This is a genomic window from Pseudomonas sp. Marseille-P9899, from assembly GCF_903166565.1.
Lineage (GTDB): Bacteria > Pseudomonadota > Gammaproteobacteria > Pseudomonadales > Pseudomonadaceae > Aquipseudomonas > Aquipseudomonas huaxiensis.
In genome coordinates this window covers 864,597-882,476 of sequence record NZ_CAESCG010000001.1, presented here as the reverse complement: position 1 = coordinate 882,476, position 17,880 = coordinate 864,597, and the positions used below count along the sequence as shown (strand labels likewise).

The 17,880-nt window shown below is 62.8% G+C and carries 14 protein-coding genes; 4 read left to right on the top strand and 10 right to left on the bottom strand.

All coding sequences use genetic code 11. The features are described from left to right. Positions 1-54: 54 nt before the first annotated feature. Positions 55-573 carry a hypothetical protein gene (locus HWV67_RS03980; RefSeq protein WP_175650021.1) on the bottom strand — a complete coding sequence of 173 codons (519 nt, stop codon included), beginning with the start codon at positions 571-573 and terminating at the stop codon, positions 55-57. Between the two features lie 641 nt (positions 574-1,214). Between HWV67_RS03980 and HWV67_RS03975 the strand changes: the two genes are divergently transcribed. Together HWV67_RS03975 and HWV67_RS03970 are read left to right on the top strand one after the other, a co-directional pair. Continuing rightward, positions 1,215-1,529 (top strand): chorismate mutase, encoded by a 315-nt coding sequence (locus tag HWV67_RS03975; protein WP_175650020.1) that lies wholly within the window; start codon positions 1,215-1,217, stop codon positions 1,527-1,529. A gap of 51 nt (positions 1,530-1,580) precedes the next feature. Then, entirely contained in the window at positions 1,581-2,507 is a 927-nt protein-coding gene (locus HWV67_RS03970; RefSeq protein WP_175650019.1) for a hypothetical protein, read from the top strand. Positions 2,508-2,549: 42 nt separating this feature from the next. Here HWV67_RS03970 and HWV67_RS03965 read toward each other — a convergent pair whose 3' ends face one another. The 4 genes from HWV67_RS03965 to yddG form a co-directional block, all read right to left on the bottom strand. Continuing rightward, positions 2,550-5,015 carry a TonB-dependent siderophore receptor gene (locus HWV67_RS03965; RefSeq protein WP_175650018.1) on the bottom strand — a complete coding sequence of 822 codons (2,466 nt, stop codon included), beginning with the start codon at positions 5,013-5,015 and terminating at the stop codon, positions 2,550-2,552. A gap of 74 nt (positions 5,016-5,089) precedes the next feature. Continuing rightward, on the bottom strand, positions 5,090-6,055 hold the full coding sequence (locus tag HWV67_RS03960) for a FecR family protein (protein ID WP_175650017.1): 966 nt from the start codon (positions 6,053-6,055) through the stop codon (positions 5,090-5,092). After that, positions 6,055-6,573, bottom strand: a complete 519-nt coding sequence (locus tag HWV67_RS03955; RefSeq protein ID WP_175650016.1) for a sigma-70 family RNA polymerase sigma factor — start codon at positions 6,571-6,573, stop codon at positions 6,055-6,057. Before HWV67_RS03955 ends, HWV67_RS03960 begins: the two co-directional genes overlap by 1 nt. A 65-nt stretch (positions 6,574-6,638) precedes the next feature. Further along, positions 6,639-7,538 carry an aromatic amino acid DMT transporter YddG gene (yddG, locus tag HWV67_RS03950; protein ID WP_175650015.1) on the bottom strand — a complete coding sequence of 300 codons (900 nt, stop codon included), beginning with the start codon at positions 7,536-7,538 and terminating at the stop codon, positions 6,639-6,641. 234 nt (positions 7,539-7,772) lie between these two features. Here yddG and HWV67_RS03945 point away from each other — a divergent pair, with 234 nt between their 5' ends. Beyond that, a complete protein-coding gene (locus HWV67_RS03945) occupies positions 7,773-9,374 on the top strand; it encodes a hybrid sensor histidine kinase/response regulator (protein ID WP_175650014.1) in 1,602 nt (533 codons plus the stop codon). 175 nt (positions 9,375-9,549) lie between these two features. Here HWV67_RS03945 and tssA read toward each other — a convergent pair whose 3' ends face one another. The 5 genes from tssA to HWV67_RS03920 are packed head-to-tail and all read right to left on the bottom strand — an operon-like array spanning position 9,550 to position 17,082. Beyond that, positions 9,550-10,632, bottom strand: coding sequence for a type VI secretion system protein TssA (gene tssA / locus HWV67_RS03940; protein WP_175650013.1), 1,083 nt, complete (start codon positions 10,630-10,632; stop codon positions 9,550-9,552). Further along, positions 10,629-14,435, bottom strand: a complete 3,807-nt coding sequence (locus HWV67_RS03935) for a type VI secretion system protein (RefSeq protein WP_175650012.1) — start codon at positions 14,433-14,435, stop codon at positions 10,629-10,631. The genes tssA and HWV67_RS03935 overlap by 4 nt, the downstream gene beginning before the upstream one ends. Beyond that, on the bottom strand, positions 14,432-15,202 hold the full coding sequence (locus HWV67_RS03930) for a DotU family type IV/VI secretion system protein (RefSeq protein WP_095155230.1): 771 nt from the start codon (positions 15,200-15,202) through the stop codon (positions 14,432-14,434). Before HWV67_RS03930 ends, HWV67_RS03935 begins: the two co-directional genes overlap by 4 nt. A 16-nt stretch (positions 15,203-15,218) precedes the next feature. Beyond that, complete coding sequence (gene tssK, locus HWV67_RS03925) at positions 15,219-16,556, bottom strand: type VI secretion system baseplate subunit TssK (protein WP_175650011.1); 1,338 nt, start codon at positions 16,554-16,556, stop codon at positions 15,219-15,221. Positions 16,557-16,611: 55 nt separating this feature from the next. Beyond that, positions 16,612-17,082: a type VI secretion protein gene (locus tag HWV67_RS03920; RefSeq protein WP_095155232.1), complete on the bottom strand. Its 471-nt coding sequence runs from the start codon at positions 17,080-17,082 to the stop codon at positions 16,612-16,614. A 199-nt stretch (positions 17,083-17,281) separates the two neighbouring features. Between HWV67_RS03920 and tssB the strand changes: the two genes are divergently transcribed. Continuing rightward, positions 17,282-17,875 (top strand): type VI secretion system contractile sheath small subunit, encoded by a 594-nt coding sequence (tssB, locus tag HWV67_RS03915; protein ID WP_175650010.1) that lies wholly within the window; start codon positions 17,282-17,284, stop codon positions 17,873-17,875. The last annotated feature ends 5 nt before the right edge of the window (positions 17,876-17,880 follow it).

The window sequence follows — 17,880 nt, the reverse complement described above, 5'->3', positions numbered from 1 at the left end:
GGAGACGCCTGCTTGTCGGCCTCAGCACGATATTGTCTTTGTACCGCTGGTGGTTTACGAAAGCGTAACCATTTTGACGCCGAGCTTATCCATCAAGCTCATCATCCTGGCGTCTGAACTGATCGAGTCATTGAATTCCTGGTGCAGGCGATCGTTAAGCCCCGGAATGGACATCGCTTTGTAACGGGCATTTATGTCAGTAAGCCCGCTTCTTTCATAAACGTCGCTCAAATGTTGTTGCAGAAGTTCCGAGTACTCGGACAATGTCGCCGGAGATGCCGACGCGAAGCCGACATTCTTGGGATCTACATAAGTACCAGGCGTACCGACTTTTCCTTCATTAGTCAGATCGCGCCCGAAACCTTGCAACCAACCAGGAAGTGCATACGCCTCCAGTGGCGTTTGCCCGGACGACTCAGTCACTGCGGAGGATTTGATACTTCCCGCGTCAGTTTGTGTTTGAGTCGTTGCCTTGGCTTGATCGTAAGTAACGGCATCTGCTTTATCCACCTTGGCCTTTTGGCTCGCCGAGGCCGAAGAAGGATAGGTAACAACCGCCGGGTTGATTTTCATCTGAAGCTCCTTGCGCCAACGCGCTCATTCATTTGAGGGGTACGTTGTCGCCCTCACCATTCCATTGCTGACAAGCATATTGCCCTTCCAAAACAGGAAAAATATCTGTTTCTTATTGCTCCTGCGGAAGATAAAGATCGATCAAACATTGGACTCACTTGAACCCATCGCTTGGACAGGATCCATGCCCGCCCTTAACCGGCAGACATTTGCGATGATTTTCGATGATCGCTCGGTAAAACCAGTGAGTTACTTTCCTTGAAGATAGGTCCTGACCAACCACACAGGCCACTCCCGCACAAAGATATTTCAAATCATTACAAGGACTATTTCTTGCCGCATGCGGGAAGAGTTTTCCATGTTGAAGAAAGCAAACGGCAGCGCTGAGACCTTCCTTTTCATAAGCTAGCGAGCACTACAAAATCCTTCATATGAATGTATTTAACGGTTACTTATCGTTGCCATCCTGCTTGAACAAAGATGATCTGCTGACCCCGTCGAAACATAGGCAGGCTCGTTAGCCTGCAATTGATCGGTCCACCGCTGCACAACCCAGGTTCACTCTGCGCTGCTTGACGCTGCATCAACCCACCCCCAATGATCTCGCCCCAACGTCACACCAACCCAAAGGAAAAACCCACATGGACGCATGCTGCACCTCCCTCGACGAAGTCCGCCAACACATCGACCGCATCGACCGCGATCTCGTCACCCTCCTCGCCCGACGCGGCAATCTGGTCGCCCAAGCAGCCGCTTTCAAAAAAACCTCCGATGACGTCCGCGCCCCGGCGCGGGTCGAACAGGTGATTGCCAAGGTGCGCGGCATTGCCGAGGAAACCGGTGCCTCGGCGCAGGTGGTGGAACAGGTCTACCGGGCGATGATCGATGCGTTCATTGCCGAAGAACTGAACACCCATGCGGCGCTGGCCGAAAAGGCGGCACGCCCGCTGGCATGAGCGCTAGCCAGTAACAGGCCCTTCTAGAAACGGATTTCCAGAGTACCCACCATGCCCCGTACCGCAGCCGAATCACTCGATCTCTATTACAAGCACCGTTATCTGCTGATGAATCCGCTGTGCCGGATCATCACCGGCAATGCCGGCTTGCGCAGTTTTTTCGAGCGGCACGAAAAAGAACCTGGCGATGACACGGCCTCGGAAAAAGTCCGACAGGTCCTGATCGACAACAACCTGTTCGGCAACGAGAAGGCACGCGCGTTGCTGGGTGAGTACGGGGACGTCAGGGCAGCGTTCACCCGCAACGCCAACGAACAGATGGAAGCGTTCGTCAAAACCATGCAGAAAGAGCCCGGACAGGAGAATTTCGCGCCCTCCGAAGCGCTGCACAACGCATTGCTGACGGGCATCGACAATGAACTCTACGCAACCATGCTCGAGTACTGGATCGACATCGAAAACGTCAAGACCGCCCTGGGCAACCGGCCCCAGCCGGTGCTGTCGCAGGATGGCAGCAATCACCCCGCCTACCTCATGCGCGGCGACTCGCAAAGCATGGTCGAGTACCTGAACAGGGTCGTTCCCGACTTTCGCAACGACGTTGCCGCACGCACAGCGGTGGCCATGAACACCCACTGGGAGACCAACCAGCCCTTCTCCACCAGCAGCGGCGACAAGCTCGCCTCGCTGGCTGGACGTTCGATGATCTGGCTAATCCGCATCGACCCGCAGACCACCAAAGGCCGCACCGGCGGGCTGTATGTGGGCGAGGACGAGGTGCTGCTGCCGCACGATGTGAAGCTGGCGTTCAAGGGCATGATCGGGGTCAATTCGAGCGATGACGTCGCCAACGTGGATATCTCGCAGTTCGCTGACAGCGCGGGGTTGAGAGACAAGATGGGCGCGATCTACAGCGCCGAAAGCAATAACCTCGGCGACAAGAAGGTCTGTTTCCTGGTCAGCGAAGAAGAAGCGTAGAAAGCCGTGAAACGGGGGAGCCTTGCGCTCCCCCGTGACCGGTCAGAAGTCCCAGCGGGTGGTGACCATCACGTTGCGCGGGTCGCCGTAGGACACCGAGCTGTAGAAGCCGACGTTGGTGTAGTAGGTCTTGTCGAACACGTTATTGAGGTTGACCGTGGCCGACAGGTTGTCGGTGATCTTGTAGCGGGCCATCAGGTCGACCAGCCAGAAGTCGTCCTGGGTGAATTTCTCCTGAATACCTTTGGCGCGGTTGGTCAGGATTTGCCAGGACTGGCCCTGCCAGCGCGCACCGCCGCCGACGGTCAGGCGCTCCAGCGGACCCTGCAATTTGTAGGTGGTGTAGACGTTGAACTGGTCCTGCGGCTCCCAGGTGGAGACCTTGTCGCCATGCTGGTCACGCACGATTTTGTGGGTGTAGCCGCCCATGAGGTTCCAGCCGGTGGCCAGTTCGCCGCTCATTTCCGCCTCGACGCCCTTGGTGGTCGCGGTGATGCCGTAGTAGGCGTCGTAAAGGTTCGGCAGGGTCGGGTTGGCGTTGTAGTCGCTGTCCGATTCCGGGCGGTTTTTCTCGTGGACTTCGAAGTACGCCAGGCTGGCATTCAGGCGACCGTCGAAGAATTCGCCCTTGATACCCAGCTCGTAGTTCTGGCCTTCGTCGGGTTCGAGCATCTTGTTGGTGCGGTCGCGGTAGTCGGTCTGCGGCAGGAAGATGTCGGTGTAGCTGGCGTACAGCGACAGCTCATCGTTGAGGTCGTAGGTGACGCCGACATAAGGCACGAGACGCCCGGTTTCGCGGGTGTCGCTGGTGCCGGTGATCTTGTAGTTGGCCAGCCGCGCGCCCAGCAGCAGGTGCAACTCGTCGCTGAGGCTGAAGCGCGAGGTCAGGTAGCCACCGGTCTGCCAGGTGGTCTGGTCGGTGCGGTAGCTGACATCGCCCCAGTCCGGCTCGATGCCGCTGCCGCCATCCCAGTTCCAGAAGTCATAGGAGTTGTTGTCGCGGTAGGTCGCGGTCCAGTAGTCCTTGCCCTTCCAGTGCGCCTTGGACGCGGCCGCGCCGACCACCAGTTGGTGCTCGCGGCCGAACAGCGAGAACGGCCCGCTGAAGTAGACGTCTGCCGAGTCGGTGGTGGTTTCGCCGGTGTACTTGTTGCCGTAGATCGAGGTCACGCCGGTGATGGCGTTGGGTCGACCCTGGATCGAGCCGAGCGGCGCGTAATAGCCGTTGATCTGGTGGTGCACTTGCGCCTTGCCGACCCATTCGTTGGCGAAGCTGTGTTCCAAAGTGGCGAACACGGTACGGGTGTATTGCTCCCAGCGACTCCATTCGGCGCCGTTGTTGAACGAGCGCGAGGTGCTGATGCGGTTGCCCTGGCTGTCGTAGATCGGGACGCTGCCGGACCAACTGGAGCCTTTCGGGTCGTTGTCCTGGTAGTCGGCGCCGACGCTCAGCAGGGTGTCGGGGTCGAGGTCGAATTCGAGGATGCCGTAGTAGACGCTGGTCTTGCGCTCGTAGTGGTCGATGAAGGAGTGCTTGTCCTGGTAGGCCGCCACGGCGCGGCCGCGCACGTTGCCGGACTCGCTGAGCGGGCCGCTGACATCCACCTCGGAGCGGTAGCTGTCCCAACTGCCGGCGCCCAGTTCGACATGGCCCTTGAAGTCGGCGGTCGGCTTCTTGCGCACCAGGTTGATGGTGCCGCCGGGAGCGCCCGCGCCGGTGAGCAGGCCGGTGGCGCCCTTGAGCACTTCGACCCGGTCATAGATGGCGATGTCGCTCAGGGTCTGCCCCGCCGAGTAGGCCGCAGTGCGGGTGGTGGGGATGCCGTCGTACTGGAAATTCTGGATCGAGAAGCCGCGGGCGTAATAGTTGCTGCGGTCGGAGTCATAGGAGGCAACGGTGATGCCCGGGGTGTGGCGCATCACGTCGTCGATCGAATTGAGGCCGAAGTCATCCATATGCTGGCGGGTCACCACGGTGATCGACTGCGGGGTTTCCCGCGGCGTCAGCACCAGCCGCGTGGCGGTGGCGATCGTGCCCGGCGTGTAGGAGCCGCTGTCTTCAGTGATGGTGCCGAGCTGGTTGGCAACCACGCTGGTGGCGCCCAGTTCCATGGCGCTACCGCTGACCGGCACGGCTTCGATCTGGAAACCGTCCGCGTTGGCCCGCGCGACCAGGCCGCTGCCCTTGAGCACTTGGGCAAAGCCTTCGGCGACGGTGAAGCGGCCGTGGACACCCGGGCTGACCAGCCCCGCCACCTGCTGCGAGCTGACCGAAATCGGCGCACCGGCGGCCTGGGCGTAGCGGCCCAGCACTTCGCCGAGCGGGCCGCCGGCGATATCGAACGCCAGGACCTGCTGCTGGGCGAAGGTCAATACGGGGGCGACAAGGGCAATGCCGCCGAGGGCCAGCCGCAGGCTGAGGCACAGACGGCTGGGACGCAGGGACAGCCGCAGGCTGAGGCACAGACGGCTGGGACGCAGGGACAGCGCGCGCAACGATGAAGCCATGGTTTCGGTTCTCCTGAGTGTGTTGGCCCAGGGGAGGACGGGCGAAAATCGAAAACGCGAAGCGGAATTGCAAATTATTTGCGTTCTTCTTCATCCAGTGGTGTCACCCGGGTCAGCCACGGCGTGAAATGCGTGACCTGCAACGGCAATGTGCGCTCTAGCAGGCGCAAGGCGCGGTCGCTGTCGTCGGTCGGCAACATCACCGTGACCCGCATGCCGGCCAGCGCCTCGCGGTCGAACGACAGCAGTCCCGGACGATGCCGCGCCAGACGTTCCAGCACATCGCTCAACGGCTGGTCGGTGACCAGCAACTGATGGTGATTCCAGGCGCCCTCCTGCGCCGCGACATCCACCCGCTGCACCGCGCCGATGCCGCTGGCATCCACCCGCACCTGCTCGCCCGCGTTCAGCACCAGAGTGCCGACAGGGCTTTCGATCCGCGTCGACGATTCAAGCATGGTCACCCGCGTGGCGTCGTCGCGGCGCTCGACGATAAACCGCGTACCCAGCGCGCGGATACTGCCCTGCGGCGTGTCGACATAGAACGGCCGCTGCGCATCCTTGGCCACCTGCACGCGCAGTTCGCCACGCAGCAAATGGACGCGCCGCTCCTGCGCATCGAAATGCCAGTCCACCGCCGAGTCACCGTTGAGACTGATCTCGCTGCCGTCGTCCAGGCGCTGCTCGGTCCAGCTGCCACGGGCGGTGCTCAGGTCCGCCAGCAGGTAGCCGCGCTGCCAGTGCTGATACCCCAGCAACCCCGAGCCGACCAGCAAACCCACCAACGCCAGCGCCTTGATCGCCTGCCCTCGCGGACGGCCCTGGTGCGCACGCCGCAGCGCGGCGCGGGCCGGCTGGCTCGGCAGTTCGGCAAGGGGGCTGAGATGGCCCTGCAAACGGGCGATGGCGGCGGCATGCTGAGGGTCGGCGGCCAGCCAGGCGTGATAGGCCTGACGTGTGGCGGCGTCAGTCTGGTTGTCGAGGCGCACCAGCCATTCGGCGGCCTGACGCAACACGGAAGCGGAAACGGCGACGCTCATCAAGCCTCCTGGGCGACGAGGTCGCAGATCAACAGGGCTTCCACCAGATCCTTCTGCACCGTTCTGATCGACACGCCGGTCTGGCGGGCAATCTGCTCCTGGCCCAGTCCTTCCAGATGGCGCAACACAAAAGTCTCGCGCCCCCGTGGATGCATGCGCGCCAGCGCCCGGTCGATGCCTTCCAGCACCTGGATCGCCTGGAGAATCTGCTCCGGCGACGGCGCTTGCTCAAGGTACGACGCGCAGCGCTCCAGCTCTTCGCGGTAGGCCTGCTCCAGGCGCTGGCGCCGGCCGTTATCGATCAGCAGCCGGCGCGCCACCGTGGCAAGAAACGCCCGGGGTTCGCGCGGCGCGACATAGGCACCGGCGGTGAGCACACGAATGAAGGTGTCCTGCGCAAGGTCGGCGGCGTTATGCGGACACTGCATCCGCCGCCGCAGCCAGCCCAGCAACCATCCGTGGTATCCCTGGTACAACGCGTCGAGGGTGTCGCTCCGGGGTGGCGGGCTGGAGTCCATGGCAGAATTCACACAAATGAGAATTATTCATATTAATGCTGGCCATGGAAATGCCGCAAGTGCCATTACGCTGCCACCGCCCTCTCACGTGTCGCCTGCCAGCAGATCAACGACCCCAGCGTCACCAGCAACGCGCCCTGCCAGAACTGCCCGCTCAGGTGCGCGCCCAGCCAGATCGAGGCGAACGCCGAAGACAGCACCGGGGAAAAATACGACGCGGTGGCCAGCAGCGTCAGGTTGCCGCGCAAGATGCCCAGGTTCCACAGCGCGTAGCCGCCGGCCATGGCCACACCTGCGGCGAGCAGCTCCAGGCTGTTGCTCGCGGTGAACGCCGGCAACGGCGCCCCGCTGAAAGCGAACTTGATCCACAGCAGGCAGGCGGTGAGGAAGAAGAACAGCACCACCAGGTTCTGCCCGTTGGCATAGCGGCGGGTGACGTTGCAGTACAGCGCGAAGGTGACCGCGCAGCTCAGTGCCAGGCCGTAACTCAGCGGGTTGGACTGCACATTGGCGATGATCTGCGCCAGCGAAAAACCGTCGCCACTGACCACCCAGAGAATCCCCGACAACGCCAGCGCCGTGCCCGGCACAATCAGCCAGCGGGCGCGCTGGCCGTTCATGAAAATCGCCAGCAGCACCGTCAGGCAAGGCCAGAAGTAATTGAGCACCATCAACTCGATGGCCTGTTGCGCGTCATTGGCGAAGCCCAACGCCAGCGACAGGCAGATTTCATAGGCGACGAACAACGCGCTTCCGCTCAGCAAGTAAACCCGCGGGACCGAGCGCAGCCGCGGTCGCCCGAGCAACGCCAGAAGCATCAACGTACCCAGCGTGTAGATCAGCGCCGCGCCGCCGAGCGCGCCGAAGATTTCGCTGATGCTCCTGATCAAGCCGGACGCCGTGCTCCACAGCAGGATCGCCAGCAAACCACACACCGTTGCCGCCCGCGTTCCGCTGATTGTCATGCTTGCTCCCCGCCAAAAGGCGTCGAGTCTAACGGAAACCTCGCACAAGATCGGTTAAAAAACCGCACAGGCAAAGCAACCAACAAGCGACACGGCGGTCTGGATAAAAATGATGGCACTTGAACCTGCCATCCAACACAGCGACGTTTCAGCCGGTGCCATCATTGGCACGGGGGCGCGCAAAAATTCAAGGTACCGGCCAGGCCGGTCGATGGCAGGAAGAGGAACTGTCCAGTGCCAAACACACCTACTCGGGTCGACGACTCTTCGACCGCCGATATCTCCCGTCACCCCAAGGACATCTTTTTCGCGGCGGTGGAAACCACGCGGATGCCGATGATCGTCACCAACCCCAACGCTGACGACAACCCGATCCTCTTCGCCAACCAGGCCTTTCTCGACATGACCGGCTATGCCCCCGACGACATCGTCGGCAAGAACTGCCGGTTTCTCCAGGGCCCGGATACCGATCCCGATGTGGTGACCTCGATCCGCGATGCGATCAAGGGCCGCTACGACTTCGCCACCGAGATCCTCAACTACCGCAAGGACGGCAGCACGTTCTGGAACGCGCTGTTCATCTCGCCGATCTTCAACGAGAAAGGCGAGCTGATCTATTTCTTCGCCTCGCAACTGGACGTCAGCCGGCGCCGGGATGCCGAGGACGCCCTGCGCCAGTCCCAGAAAATGGAAGCGCTAGGCCAGCTCACCGGCGGCATCGCCCACGACTTCAACAACCTGCTGCAAGTCATGGGCGGCTACATCGACCTGATCCGCACCGCCGCCGAGAAACCCGCGCCGGACATGGACCGGATCCGCCGCAGCACCTTCCACGCCCGCTCCGCCGTCGACAAGGCCGCCACCCTGACCAAGCAACTGCTGGCGTTCTCGCGCAAACAGAAACTGCAAGGCCGGGTGCTCAACCTCAACCAACTGGTGGAAACCGTTCAGCCGCTGGTGAGCCGGACCTTCGGCGACAGCGTGCTGGTCGAATACGACCTGGAGCACTCGCTGAAAAACTGCCGCATCGACCCGACCCAGGCCGAGGTGGCGCTGCTCAACGTGTTCATCAATGCCCGCGACGCGCTGATCGGCCGCAAGGCGCCGCGGGTGTTTATCGAAACCCGCAATGTGCTGGTGCGCGACCTCGCCATCGCGTCCTACGACGGCTTGCTGCCGGGGAGCTACGTCAGCCTGTCGATCACCGACAACGGCATCGGCATGCCCGCCAGCATCCGCGACCGGGTGATGGACCCGTTCTTCACCACCAAGGAAGAAGGCAAGGGCTCGGGCCTCGGCTTGTCGATGGTCTACGGCTTCGCCAAGCAGTCCGGCGGCGCGGCGCGGATCTACACCGAGGAAGGCGCCGGCACCACCCTGCGCCTGTATTTCCCGGTGGACAGCGGCACCGTGCTGCCGGTGGAACGGCGGCTGACCTCGGAGGCGAAGAACGGCCATGAAACCGTACTGATCGTCGAAGACCGGCCGGATGTGGCGGAGCTGGCGAAGATGGTCCTGGAGGATTACGGCTACTACACCGAGATCGTGCTGAATGCCCGCGAAGCGCTGAAGTGCTTCGAAGCAGGCGAGCGTTTCGACTTGTTGTTCACTGACCTGATCATGCCGGGCGGCATGAATGGCGTGATGCTCGCCCGGGAAATCCGCCGCAGCCACCCCACCACCAAAGTGCTGCTGACCACCGGCTATGCCGAGAGCTCCATCGAGCGCACCGATATTGGCGGCTCGGAGTTCGAGGTGATCTCCAAGCCCTACCTGCCCCACGACCTGGCGCGCAAGGTGCGGCAGATTCTGGATTCGCCGGGGGGGATTGCTTGAGGGGTGTTTAGCGACTGCCAGCGATGCGCATGGGCATCTACACACCTCATAGGTAAGACGCGGATGAACCTGTGGGAGCGGCCCATCGCGGCTAAAGGCCGCTCCTACAGGATCGCAAGTGGCTGACGGTTTGCGATTGCCTGCGAGATGTGTAGATACCTATGCAGCGATGCCCCTACAAAACCCCCATCAACGTCCACAACCGCCGTGCCTCGGCATCGGAGCTGATCAACTCCCCCAGCAATTCCCGCAGCGGCTTGTTGCCCCACTCCACGCCCCGGCGAATCAGGTACGGCACCGGGCTGTGGGGTTCGGTGCGGGCCAGGTAGTCCGCGATCACCAGCAACTGCCGATAGGCTTCATCACGGGTGCGGGGTTCGGTGGACGGCAGGCGGGTTTCGGTGACGGGGGCATCCATCGTCGGTGGGCTCTCCGGTTGTGGCTCGGGGGTTTCGACAGGAACAACCTGCGGCGGATGCAGGGCGACGAATTCTTTAAGCAGGGTTTCCAGCGTCTGCAGGACCGTGCGCAATTGCGCGAAAGCCGGCGCGGAATCGCCCAGGTGACGGTCGCACCAGCCATCGAGCAGCAGCAGTTGCGCCTGCCCGTTCTGCACCGCCACCAGCCCTTGCTGCCACCAGCTCAGGGGCGTGAGGCGCACCTGCTCGCTGATTTTCTTCTGCAACGCATGGGCCGCTTCGGCGGCGACCTTGGCCGGTTTGCTGTCGTTGACCTGCACCTGGCGAAGCTTCATCTGTTGCCAGTCTTGCAGGCTGAAGCGTTCGACATCGCCCGGCGTCTGCGGCAGCAGTTGCAGACGCGACAACAGCACCTCTTTGTAGCGCGTAGCCACCCATTCCAGCGGCGCGGCTCGCCAGTCGACGTCGCCGTTCTCCACCAGCGGGTGCACCTGGTCGGGGTAGCGTTCGCACAGCCCACCCAGCAACGCCAGGGCGTTGACCACGCCGGCCATGCCTTCGCGGTGCAGCCAGGCCTCGCCGAGCCAGGCGGCGACCATCAGGTCTTTGCTGCGCTCACGCAACACCTGGGTGGCCTGCCGCTCAAGGCCGGCCCAGTCGGCGCGCTTGACCTCGTTGGTGGACCAGACGCCGGTGGGCAACGTGGTGTCTTCTTCGCGGCGCATTTCTCGCATCGCGGCGAAGACCGCGTCATAAGTCAGGCTGGGGCCACACGGCGACTCGACGGAAATCGGTTCGAGCAACTGGCCGACCCGCTGGGAAAAGCCGGGTGAGGTCATGGGTAATCTCCTGTGTCGGCAACCGAACGCGGCGCATAGCCGAACGGTGAAAGCGGTGCCTGGACCGGCAACGGGTGAATGGACAGCGGTGCCTTGCCGCCCTGGCTCATCAGCGACAGGCGCAGGAACATCAAGGTCTGGTTCTCTTCCTCAGGCTGGGCGTGCACCGGCACTTCCAGGCTCAGCGGAAACTCGGTGTAGTCGACGTTCGGCTGGCGCAGCATGGAGCTGTGGGCACTGATCAGGCGCAGCAGCGCCCAAGGGCCCTGGTACTGCCATTCGGCTTCCAGACCGCTGACATGCAGTTGCTGTTGCGACGGGTCATTGACCGGCCGCTGGGTGCCGTCCCGCGCCCAGCGCAGACGCAGGCTCAACGGCTGGCCAACGCTCCAGTGCAGCACTTGCTCCTCGCCGGGGTGGACGATCTCGCGATTACCCGCGCCCAGCGCCCAGGTGATGACCTGATCGGCGCCGCGCTCGCTGTCGCGGTCGGTGCGCCAGCGCACTTCCATGTCGATCCCGGAGAGCCCGGCGTTGTCACGCACCAGCATCGCACCAAGCCACGGCCGCGCCCGCGCCACGCGGTCGAGAAACTCGCTGGCGGCGGCGCGATCGCGGGAAGCCAGCAGGCCGAGGCCATCACGGGCCTGAGGCAAGCGGTTGTCGATCAGGGTCAGGAAGTACTGCACCCGCGCCGGGTCGGCGTCTGGTGCGCGCTGATCGGTAGCGAACGGGAAACGTCCGGCCAGGTACTGGTTGAAGTAGCCAGCCAGCTCGTTCCAGGCGCCGGACACCGCCTGGCGTTGCAGGAACTGGCAGCGCTGCAAGGCGTTCTGCTGCAGGCTGACCCAGCGCTGGGTCAGTTGCCCGGTGGCGTGCGGCGCATTGGCGGAGAGCAGGATCTTCAGGCAACTGCTCTGGTCCATGTCGTTGAAGTCGCGCACGATCAATTGGGTGATCAACGCGGGCGAACTGGACGGGTTCTGCGCCTTGTACTTGGTCATCTCCTCGCCCAGCGAGTGGAACCGCGTGACCAGTTCCGACTCGCTCAGGTTGAGGTTGGGCAACTGGGTCATCAGCCATTCCAGTGCCGGCGCGGTCTGCTCGGTGATCACCGTGATGACGCCGAACTGCTGGTCGAGGCTGCTCTTCAGGTCTTGCGCATCGACGGCGCGGAACAGCCGCAGACCGAAGTCCTTGGTGCCATCCCACTGGTTGATGTCGGCCCGGTCACGGAACACCGGCTGCTGGAACACCTCCTCTATGGCTTGCGCCACATCGGCCAGCGCGCTCTGGTTGAGTGCGGTCTGCAAGCCCCCGGCCAGTTCCGGGCGCTGCAACTGCATCAGCGCGCGGTGCACCGCCACGGCCTGATCGGTGCGCACCTGGAACGACGGCAGGCTTTCCAGTTCGCTCAGCGGCGCCTGCCGGTTGAGGCTCAGCCACATGGCATCGGCGGCGGTGTTCTCGGCAGTCTTGAGCAAGGCGTTGCGGTACACCGGCGGGATGCCCGCCATCGACTCATGGGCGTACGTCTTGTAGCTCTCGTAGTAACTCTGGGCCAGGCGCAGGCCTTCGCTGTCGACATGGCTCAACTGATCGCTGTCGCCCGTTCCGTCATCACGCAGGGCACGGGCCACGAAGTCGCGCTTGAGCAGCAGGTTGATCGCGCTGTGCAGGTGGATGATGCGTTCCTGCAAGGCCAGTTGCCCGGTGGTGGTCTGCACCATCAGGCTTTTGCTCGACGCGCCCTGCGCCACCCACTGTTCCTTGAAGTGGAACTGCATTTGCTCGGCGCGGCGCTCGATTTCCTCGGCCACTGCCGGGCCCAGCACCTTGCTCTGGCGCACTTGCGCGAGCAGGTCGCTGTAGCCGGCAACCAGGTCCTGGCCCTTGCCGCGGCTCCAGTTGGAGTTGGTCAGGTCGATGGAGGCTTGCAGGTCCTCGATCAACGCGTCCATGTGCTCCAGTTCCTTGAGGGTCTGCGGCGCACCGGCCTCCAGACGGTCAAGGTAGAGCTTGAGGTAACCGGCCGAACTGATGAAGCCGTCGGTGCGGAAGTAATGACCCAACCAGCTTTCCATCAATTGGTTGAAGTTGGCGGTGATGGTGCTGCGGTGCAGCGACAGGTCCAGCGGCTTGAGCGGCGAAATGCCCTCCGACACCAACAGGCGGTTGTAGAACCCTTCGCGCGGCAGGGTTCCGGCATTCAGGTTGAGGTCCAGGGTCTGGTTGCTCAGCGGAATCAACTGGTCGAGCGGGGTTTTCTGGTTGGCCAGGGCCTGGGTGTAGAGGCTGGCGGCCTGCTCCAGGCGGTTGACCTTCTGCACCAGTTCGCGGGCCTTGAGGTAGCTCGGCCATTGCGCCGGATCGCCATCCTGCGCCGAACTGCGGCGACTGTTGTCGTTGATTGCCAGGACATCGTTCAGGTCAGCCTGCAACAGGTCGTGGATCGGCTGGCGCATATGGCTCATGGACGTGTGCTGCAACACCTGGTCCAGACGGTCATCCAGCGAGGAGAACCATGAGGTCGGATACGCCAGCGAGGTGAAATGCCAGCGCGGTGCGCGCTCCAGCACAGTCCAGAAGGCCTGCACGTTGTGCCGGGTCAGTTCCTTGCGGTGGCTGTCGTCGCCGACGGCAACGTAGTCGTTCTGCGCGTTCTGCAACAACCGCGACAACTCGCCGGCATCGCGTACCGAGTCGTTCCAGACCCAGGCCATCGCCAGCACCCAGACCAGCCCTACCACCGCCGCGCCGATCGCGACGACCCGCTGCCAGCGCTGGCGCAGTTGCAGCAGCCGCGGGATCGGCTGGGCCAGGCCGCGCTCGGCGTTGATCCGTTGCTGCCAGAGGCCATGGGCGAAGACGTTTTCCTGCAGCGGCTGATCCAGCGCGGTCAACGCCTCGGCATTGCCCTGGAACGCCTGGGCTCCGGTGAAGTACAGCCCGCGCAGAACCGGTGCCTCGCCATGGGTATTGCCCTGGAACACCGGCCACAACAGCATCTGCAGGTTGCGGCGCAAACCATCGATGCGCTGCGGCAGCGCGTCGAGGTCATCGTGCAGTTCACCAGACAGGGTGCCCATCTGGATGATCGCCTCGGACAGCGCCTGGCTGACCTGCTGCATGGCGTCTTCGGTCCACTGCGACTGCCAGGTTGCATCGGCGGCATACGGCGACGACCAGCCCAGCATCTGCCGACGGGTTTCTTCCGGCAGGGCATTGGCCAGTTCCTGGAAGCCCGGCACGGCCTCCATGCCGGTGATCACTACATACACCGGCAGGCTCATGCCCAGTCGGTGCAGCAAGTCGATGAAGCGGCGCCGGGCGTCCAGGCCCAGGGTCGCGGCGCGGTCGGCATCCAGCAGGTCGGCGGCGTCGACGGTCCAGATCACGCCGTCCAGCGGCCGACGCGAACGCAGCCGCAGCAACAGGCCGAGCAGGGTCCACCAACCACCGGCCTGCTTCATGCCCTCGCCGGGCAGGAACACCGACTGCGGCACCACCAGCACCGCGCCGGACGGATCGGACCACCAGCGTCCGAACCAGGCCGGCTTGTCGATGGCATTGAGGTTCCAGCTCGCGCACAACTGCGCACCCTGCACCTCGTCACCGAGCATCAGCATCCACGGCGCCTGATAGCGCCCGCCGCCGCCCTGGTCATGCTCCATCTGCCGCACGGCGAAATAGAAGCTGCGCACGGCGGCGCCATTGCGGTTACGCAGCCAGACCACCAGCAGTACCAGAAGCAGCAGGATGACGACGATGCCGACCACCCAGCCCAGCGTCGACAGACTCATGAGGTTGGCTCCTGGACCTGGAAGGGTGTGGCCAGGTGCAGCACCGGCGACAGCTCGTCGCCGATATCACGCCAGAACAGATGACCGACGCCGATCAGCAACAAGGTGATGCCCAGCACCAGCAAGCCTAGGCGCAGGCCATCGGGCATCGACTCGCGCACCGGCAACTGCTGCGGCACCACACTGGCCGGTTCGGCCAGCAAGGCGCTGACGTTGGCGTAATCCGGATCACGCTGGCGGGTCAGGTTGAACAGCGCATGCCGCCATTTGGCATGCAGCGCTTCGCCGCCGGGGCCGCGCAGGCGGCCGTGGAAACCGAGGATCAGGCACAAGAGGTAAACGTTGCCGAGGTCGCGGCTGGTGGGCGCCTGTTCGTCGAGCAGGCGCTTGATTTCTACCGGCACGCGGTCACCCGCCTGACGGCTGGAATACAAACGCAGTTCCAGCGGCCGCTCCTGCCATTCAGGCTGGCCCGGCCAGTCGGCGAACAACAGGGTTTCGTCCACCAGCGCGACAAAGGCATAGACCATCGCCTTGATCTGCAACGGCGCCGAGTCGCCGACGCTGGCGAACGCGGTGCGCCACAGACGGCGGGTGGCCTGGGTGGACAGTTCGACCACCTGTTCGAGCAATTGCCCGGTGTCTTCGGCGCGCTTGTCCAGTTCGTTCCAGGCTGCCAACCACTCCTGCCACGCCTCGCGAAAGGCGTTGGTCAGCGGAGCGTCCTGCACGCCGCGAAAGCGCGATACGGCAATCCCTTCTGGCATAGGTGTCCTTACCGTGTCAGGCGACTTCTTCGTGGTTGTCGTCAATCAACAAAACAATCTGCCAGGGCTTGAAGGTTTCCCCATTCCCCGGCGAAACGATCTGCAACGGCAATTGCGGGTTGAACCAGTGCTCGCCGGTATCGATCTCGAACAGCCGGGTGTCGCTGCCGACACCGCTGGCAGCCTGCCGGGCGCGGTCCAGGGCAGTGTGCTTGAGGCCCGGACGGCGCTGGCGAGCGAGGTCGGCGACATTGCCGGCCGAAGCGATGATGGTCCGCCCCAGCCACAACGAGGCGTCCTGCTCGGGTGCGCCGGGTGGCATGCGCAGGCCGACCAGCAACGGACGAGAGGGATCGAAGGACGGCAACTGGATTTCGAAGACGTTGCCCTTCTGTTCGAACGGTACGCTACGCAGGCCTTCGCGGACTTTCTTCAGGCTGCGCTCGAGCCAGTCGAGGACTTCGTCATAGCCGCGGTACAGGTCGAGAAACTCCAGCGGCGAAAACGCCGGCACGCCGTTGACCGGGTCAAGCGCCGCCCAACTGCCGGCCATGCCCAACAGCAAACCGTGCAGCGCCTGGGGTGTGGCGATACCGCTGTAGAGCGCGCCCTCCACTTCCGGCAAGCGCGCCCACAGCGCCGCCGACTGGCTGCGCAATGCCTGGGCCCGGGACAAATCGCCTTCGAGTTCGACGCCCTGCAGGCGCACGCCGATCACCCCGCACTTTTCCCGCACCATGGCGCACAACTGCAGCACCCGCTGGCCGAGCACCGATTGCGGCGGAATCCGCGGGCTCGGCGCGACAAAGTCAGGCAAGGCCTTGAACACGCCGTTTTCCTTGCGCACGCGGATCAGCGGCAGGCACACGCTGTCGGCCTTGTCGCGGTCGGTAACCAGGCGCGGTGCGGGCTTCCAGACGGTGACGCGTTCATCGTCCAGGCCGCTGTCGAGATTGGGCACCGGCTCGCTCAGTTCCGACTGCCAACGCCCCTCCATCGGGCGCAGGCGCTGGCCTTGCCAGAGCGGGTTGAACGCCAGGTAGACAGTGACGGTGGAGGTCTCGGAATCTTTCACCGGCTTGGCCAGGTCCAGCTCAAGCTGGGTTTCCTGCGCTGCACCGAGGCTGACCGGCATGCCGTCGGGCATGGTCGCCTCCAGGCTCAGCAGGCGCAGTTTGCCGGCCACCAGCGCGGCGGGGTCGTGTTCGAAATGCGCTACGCCCCAATACCAGGGGTTGGCAGCCAGCGCCAGGTGGGCCGCCATGGCCTCGGCCCGCAGCCCTTGCAACTGAAAATGCTGGGGCAGCAATTGCATGCCTTCGTACCAGCAGACCACATCAGGTCGCACGCTCATAAAGTCCCTTCACATCCTGTATCTGGCGTATGGCCAAGCGCGGCGGCGGCCGCGGTCAGCGTGTGTTCTGGTCGAGCAGGGTCATTTCACGGCTGTCGAATTTCAAGCGGATGCTGCGCTGGTCTTCAAGACGCAACCGATGGGCGCCCGGACTTTGATAATTGGCAAATACCAGAAGTCCAACCGACGGCTTTCCATCAAGCGGGAAAGTTGACGATTCAATCAACTGTCCAGGCACTAGTTCCATGCCCCAAACATGCAAGTACTGACGAAAGTCGCGCTGATATTGTTCACGCGTGGCAAACCATTGTTTTGCTGTCAGCCCGGACAACTTTCCAAGCAGGTCAACATCGTTGGCGGCCACGAAATCCACGGCGATCGGCGAATCATCGTTTGCGCGCAAAGCAACATCCAGGGTGACGCCATCGACACTAACCTTGGATCCAAACAATGAACATCCGGCCATTGCCGAGGCTGTCAAAAGTACCGCCAAAATCTTGATGGATATGAACTTTTTAAGACGCATGATGATCCAAGAAAAGTTTTATTTGCATTTCGGCATGCCTGTTATAGCATCCATGCCAATTCGCCACCATGACGAATTGAGGTGATTGCGGAAAACAGGAACCTCGACAAGAGCGTGTCCACGCCGCGGTCTAGCAAGGGATTGCGATCAGTGGGAAACCGTTGCATTGCGCCCGCCTTCTGCATCGGAGTCAGCCACTATGGTAGAAAGTATTCAGCACAAGCTGGACAGGGTCCGTCCGCCTCGCGTGCAGATCACCTATGACGTAGAAACCGGTAACGCCATCGAGAAAAAGGAATTGCCTCTGGTGGTTGGTGTTCTTGCCGATCTGTCGGGTGCCACGAAGAACGAGACCAAGCTCAATGAGCGCCGTTTCGTCGACATCGACAGCGATAACTTCGACAAAGTCGTCGAATCCATTGCCCCCAGCATCACCGTCAACGTCACCAACACCCTCAAGAAAGATGACGCCCCCCTCAGCGCGAAGCTCAGCTTCAGCAAGATCGAGGACTTCGACCCCGTCAATGTGGTGAAGAAAGTCGAGCCGCTCAAGGTGCTGTTCGAAGCCCGTGAACGCCTGCGCGACCTGCTGACCAAGCTCGACGGCAACGACAAGCTCGACGAACTGCTCAAGGAAGTGCTCAAGAGCACCGAAGCAGACCTGGAAGCGATCAAGGCCGCCCGCTCCGGCACCACCGCCACCACTGGCGAAGTCAAGAAAGACGAGACGCCGCCCGGGAAAAAAGACGATGACGTAGTGCCTGGCGAGAACACCGAGACCAAGACCGAGTAATCGGT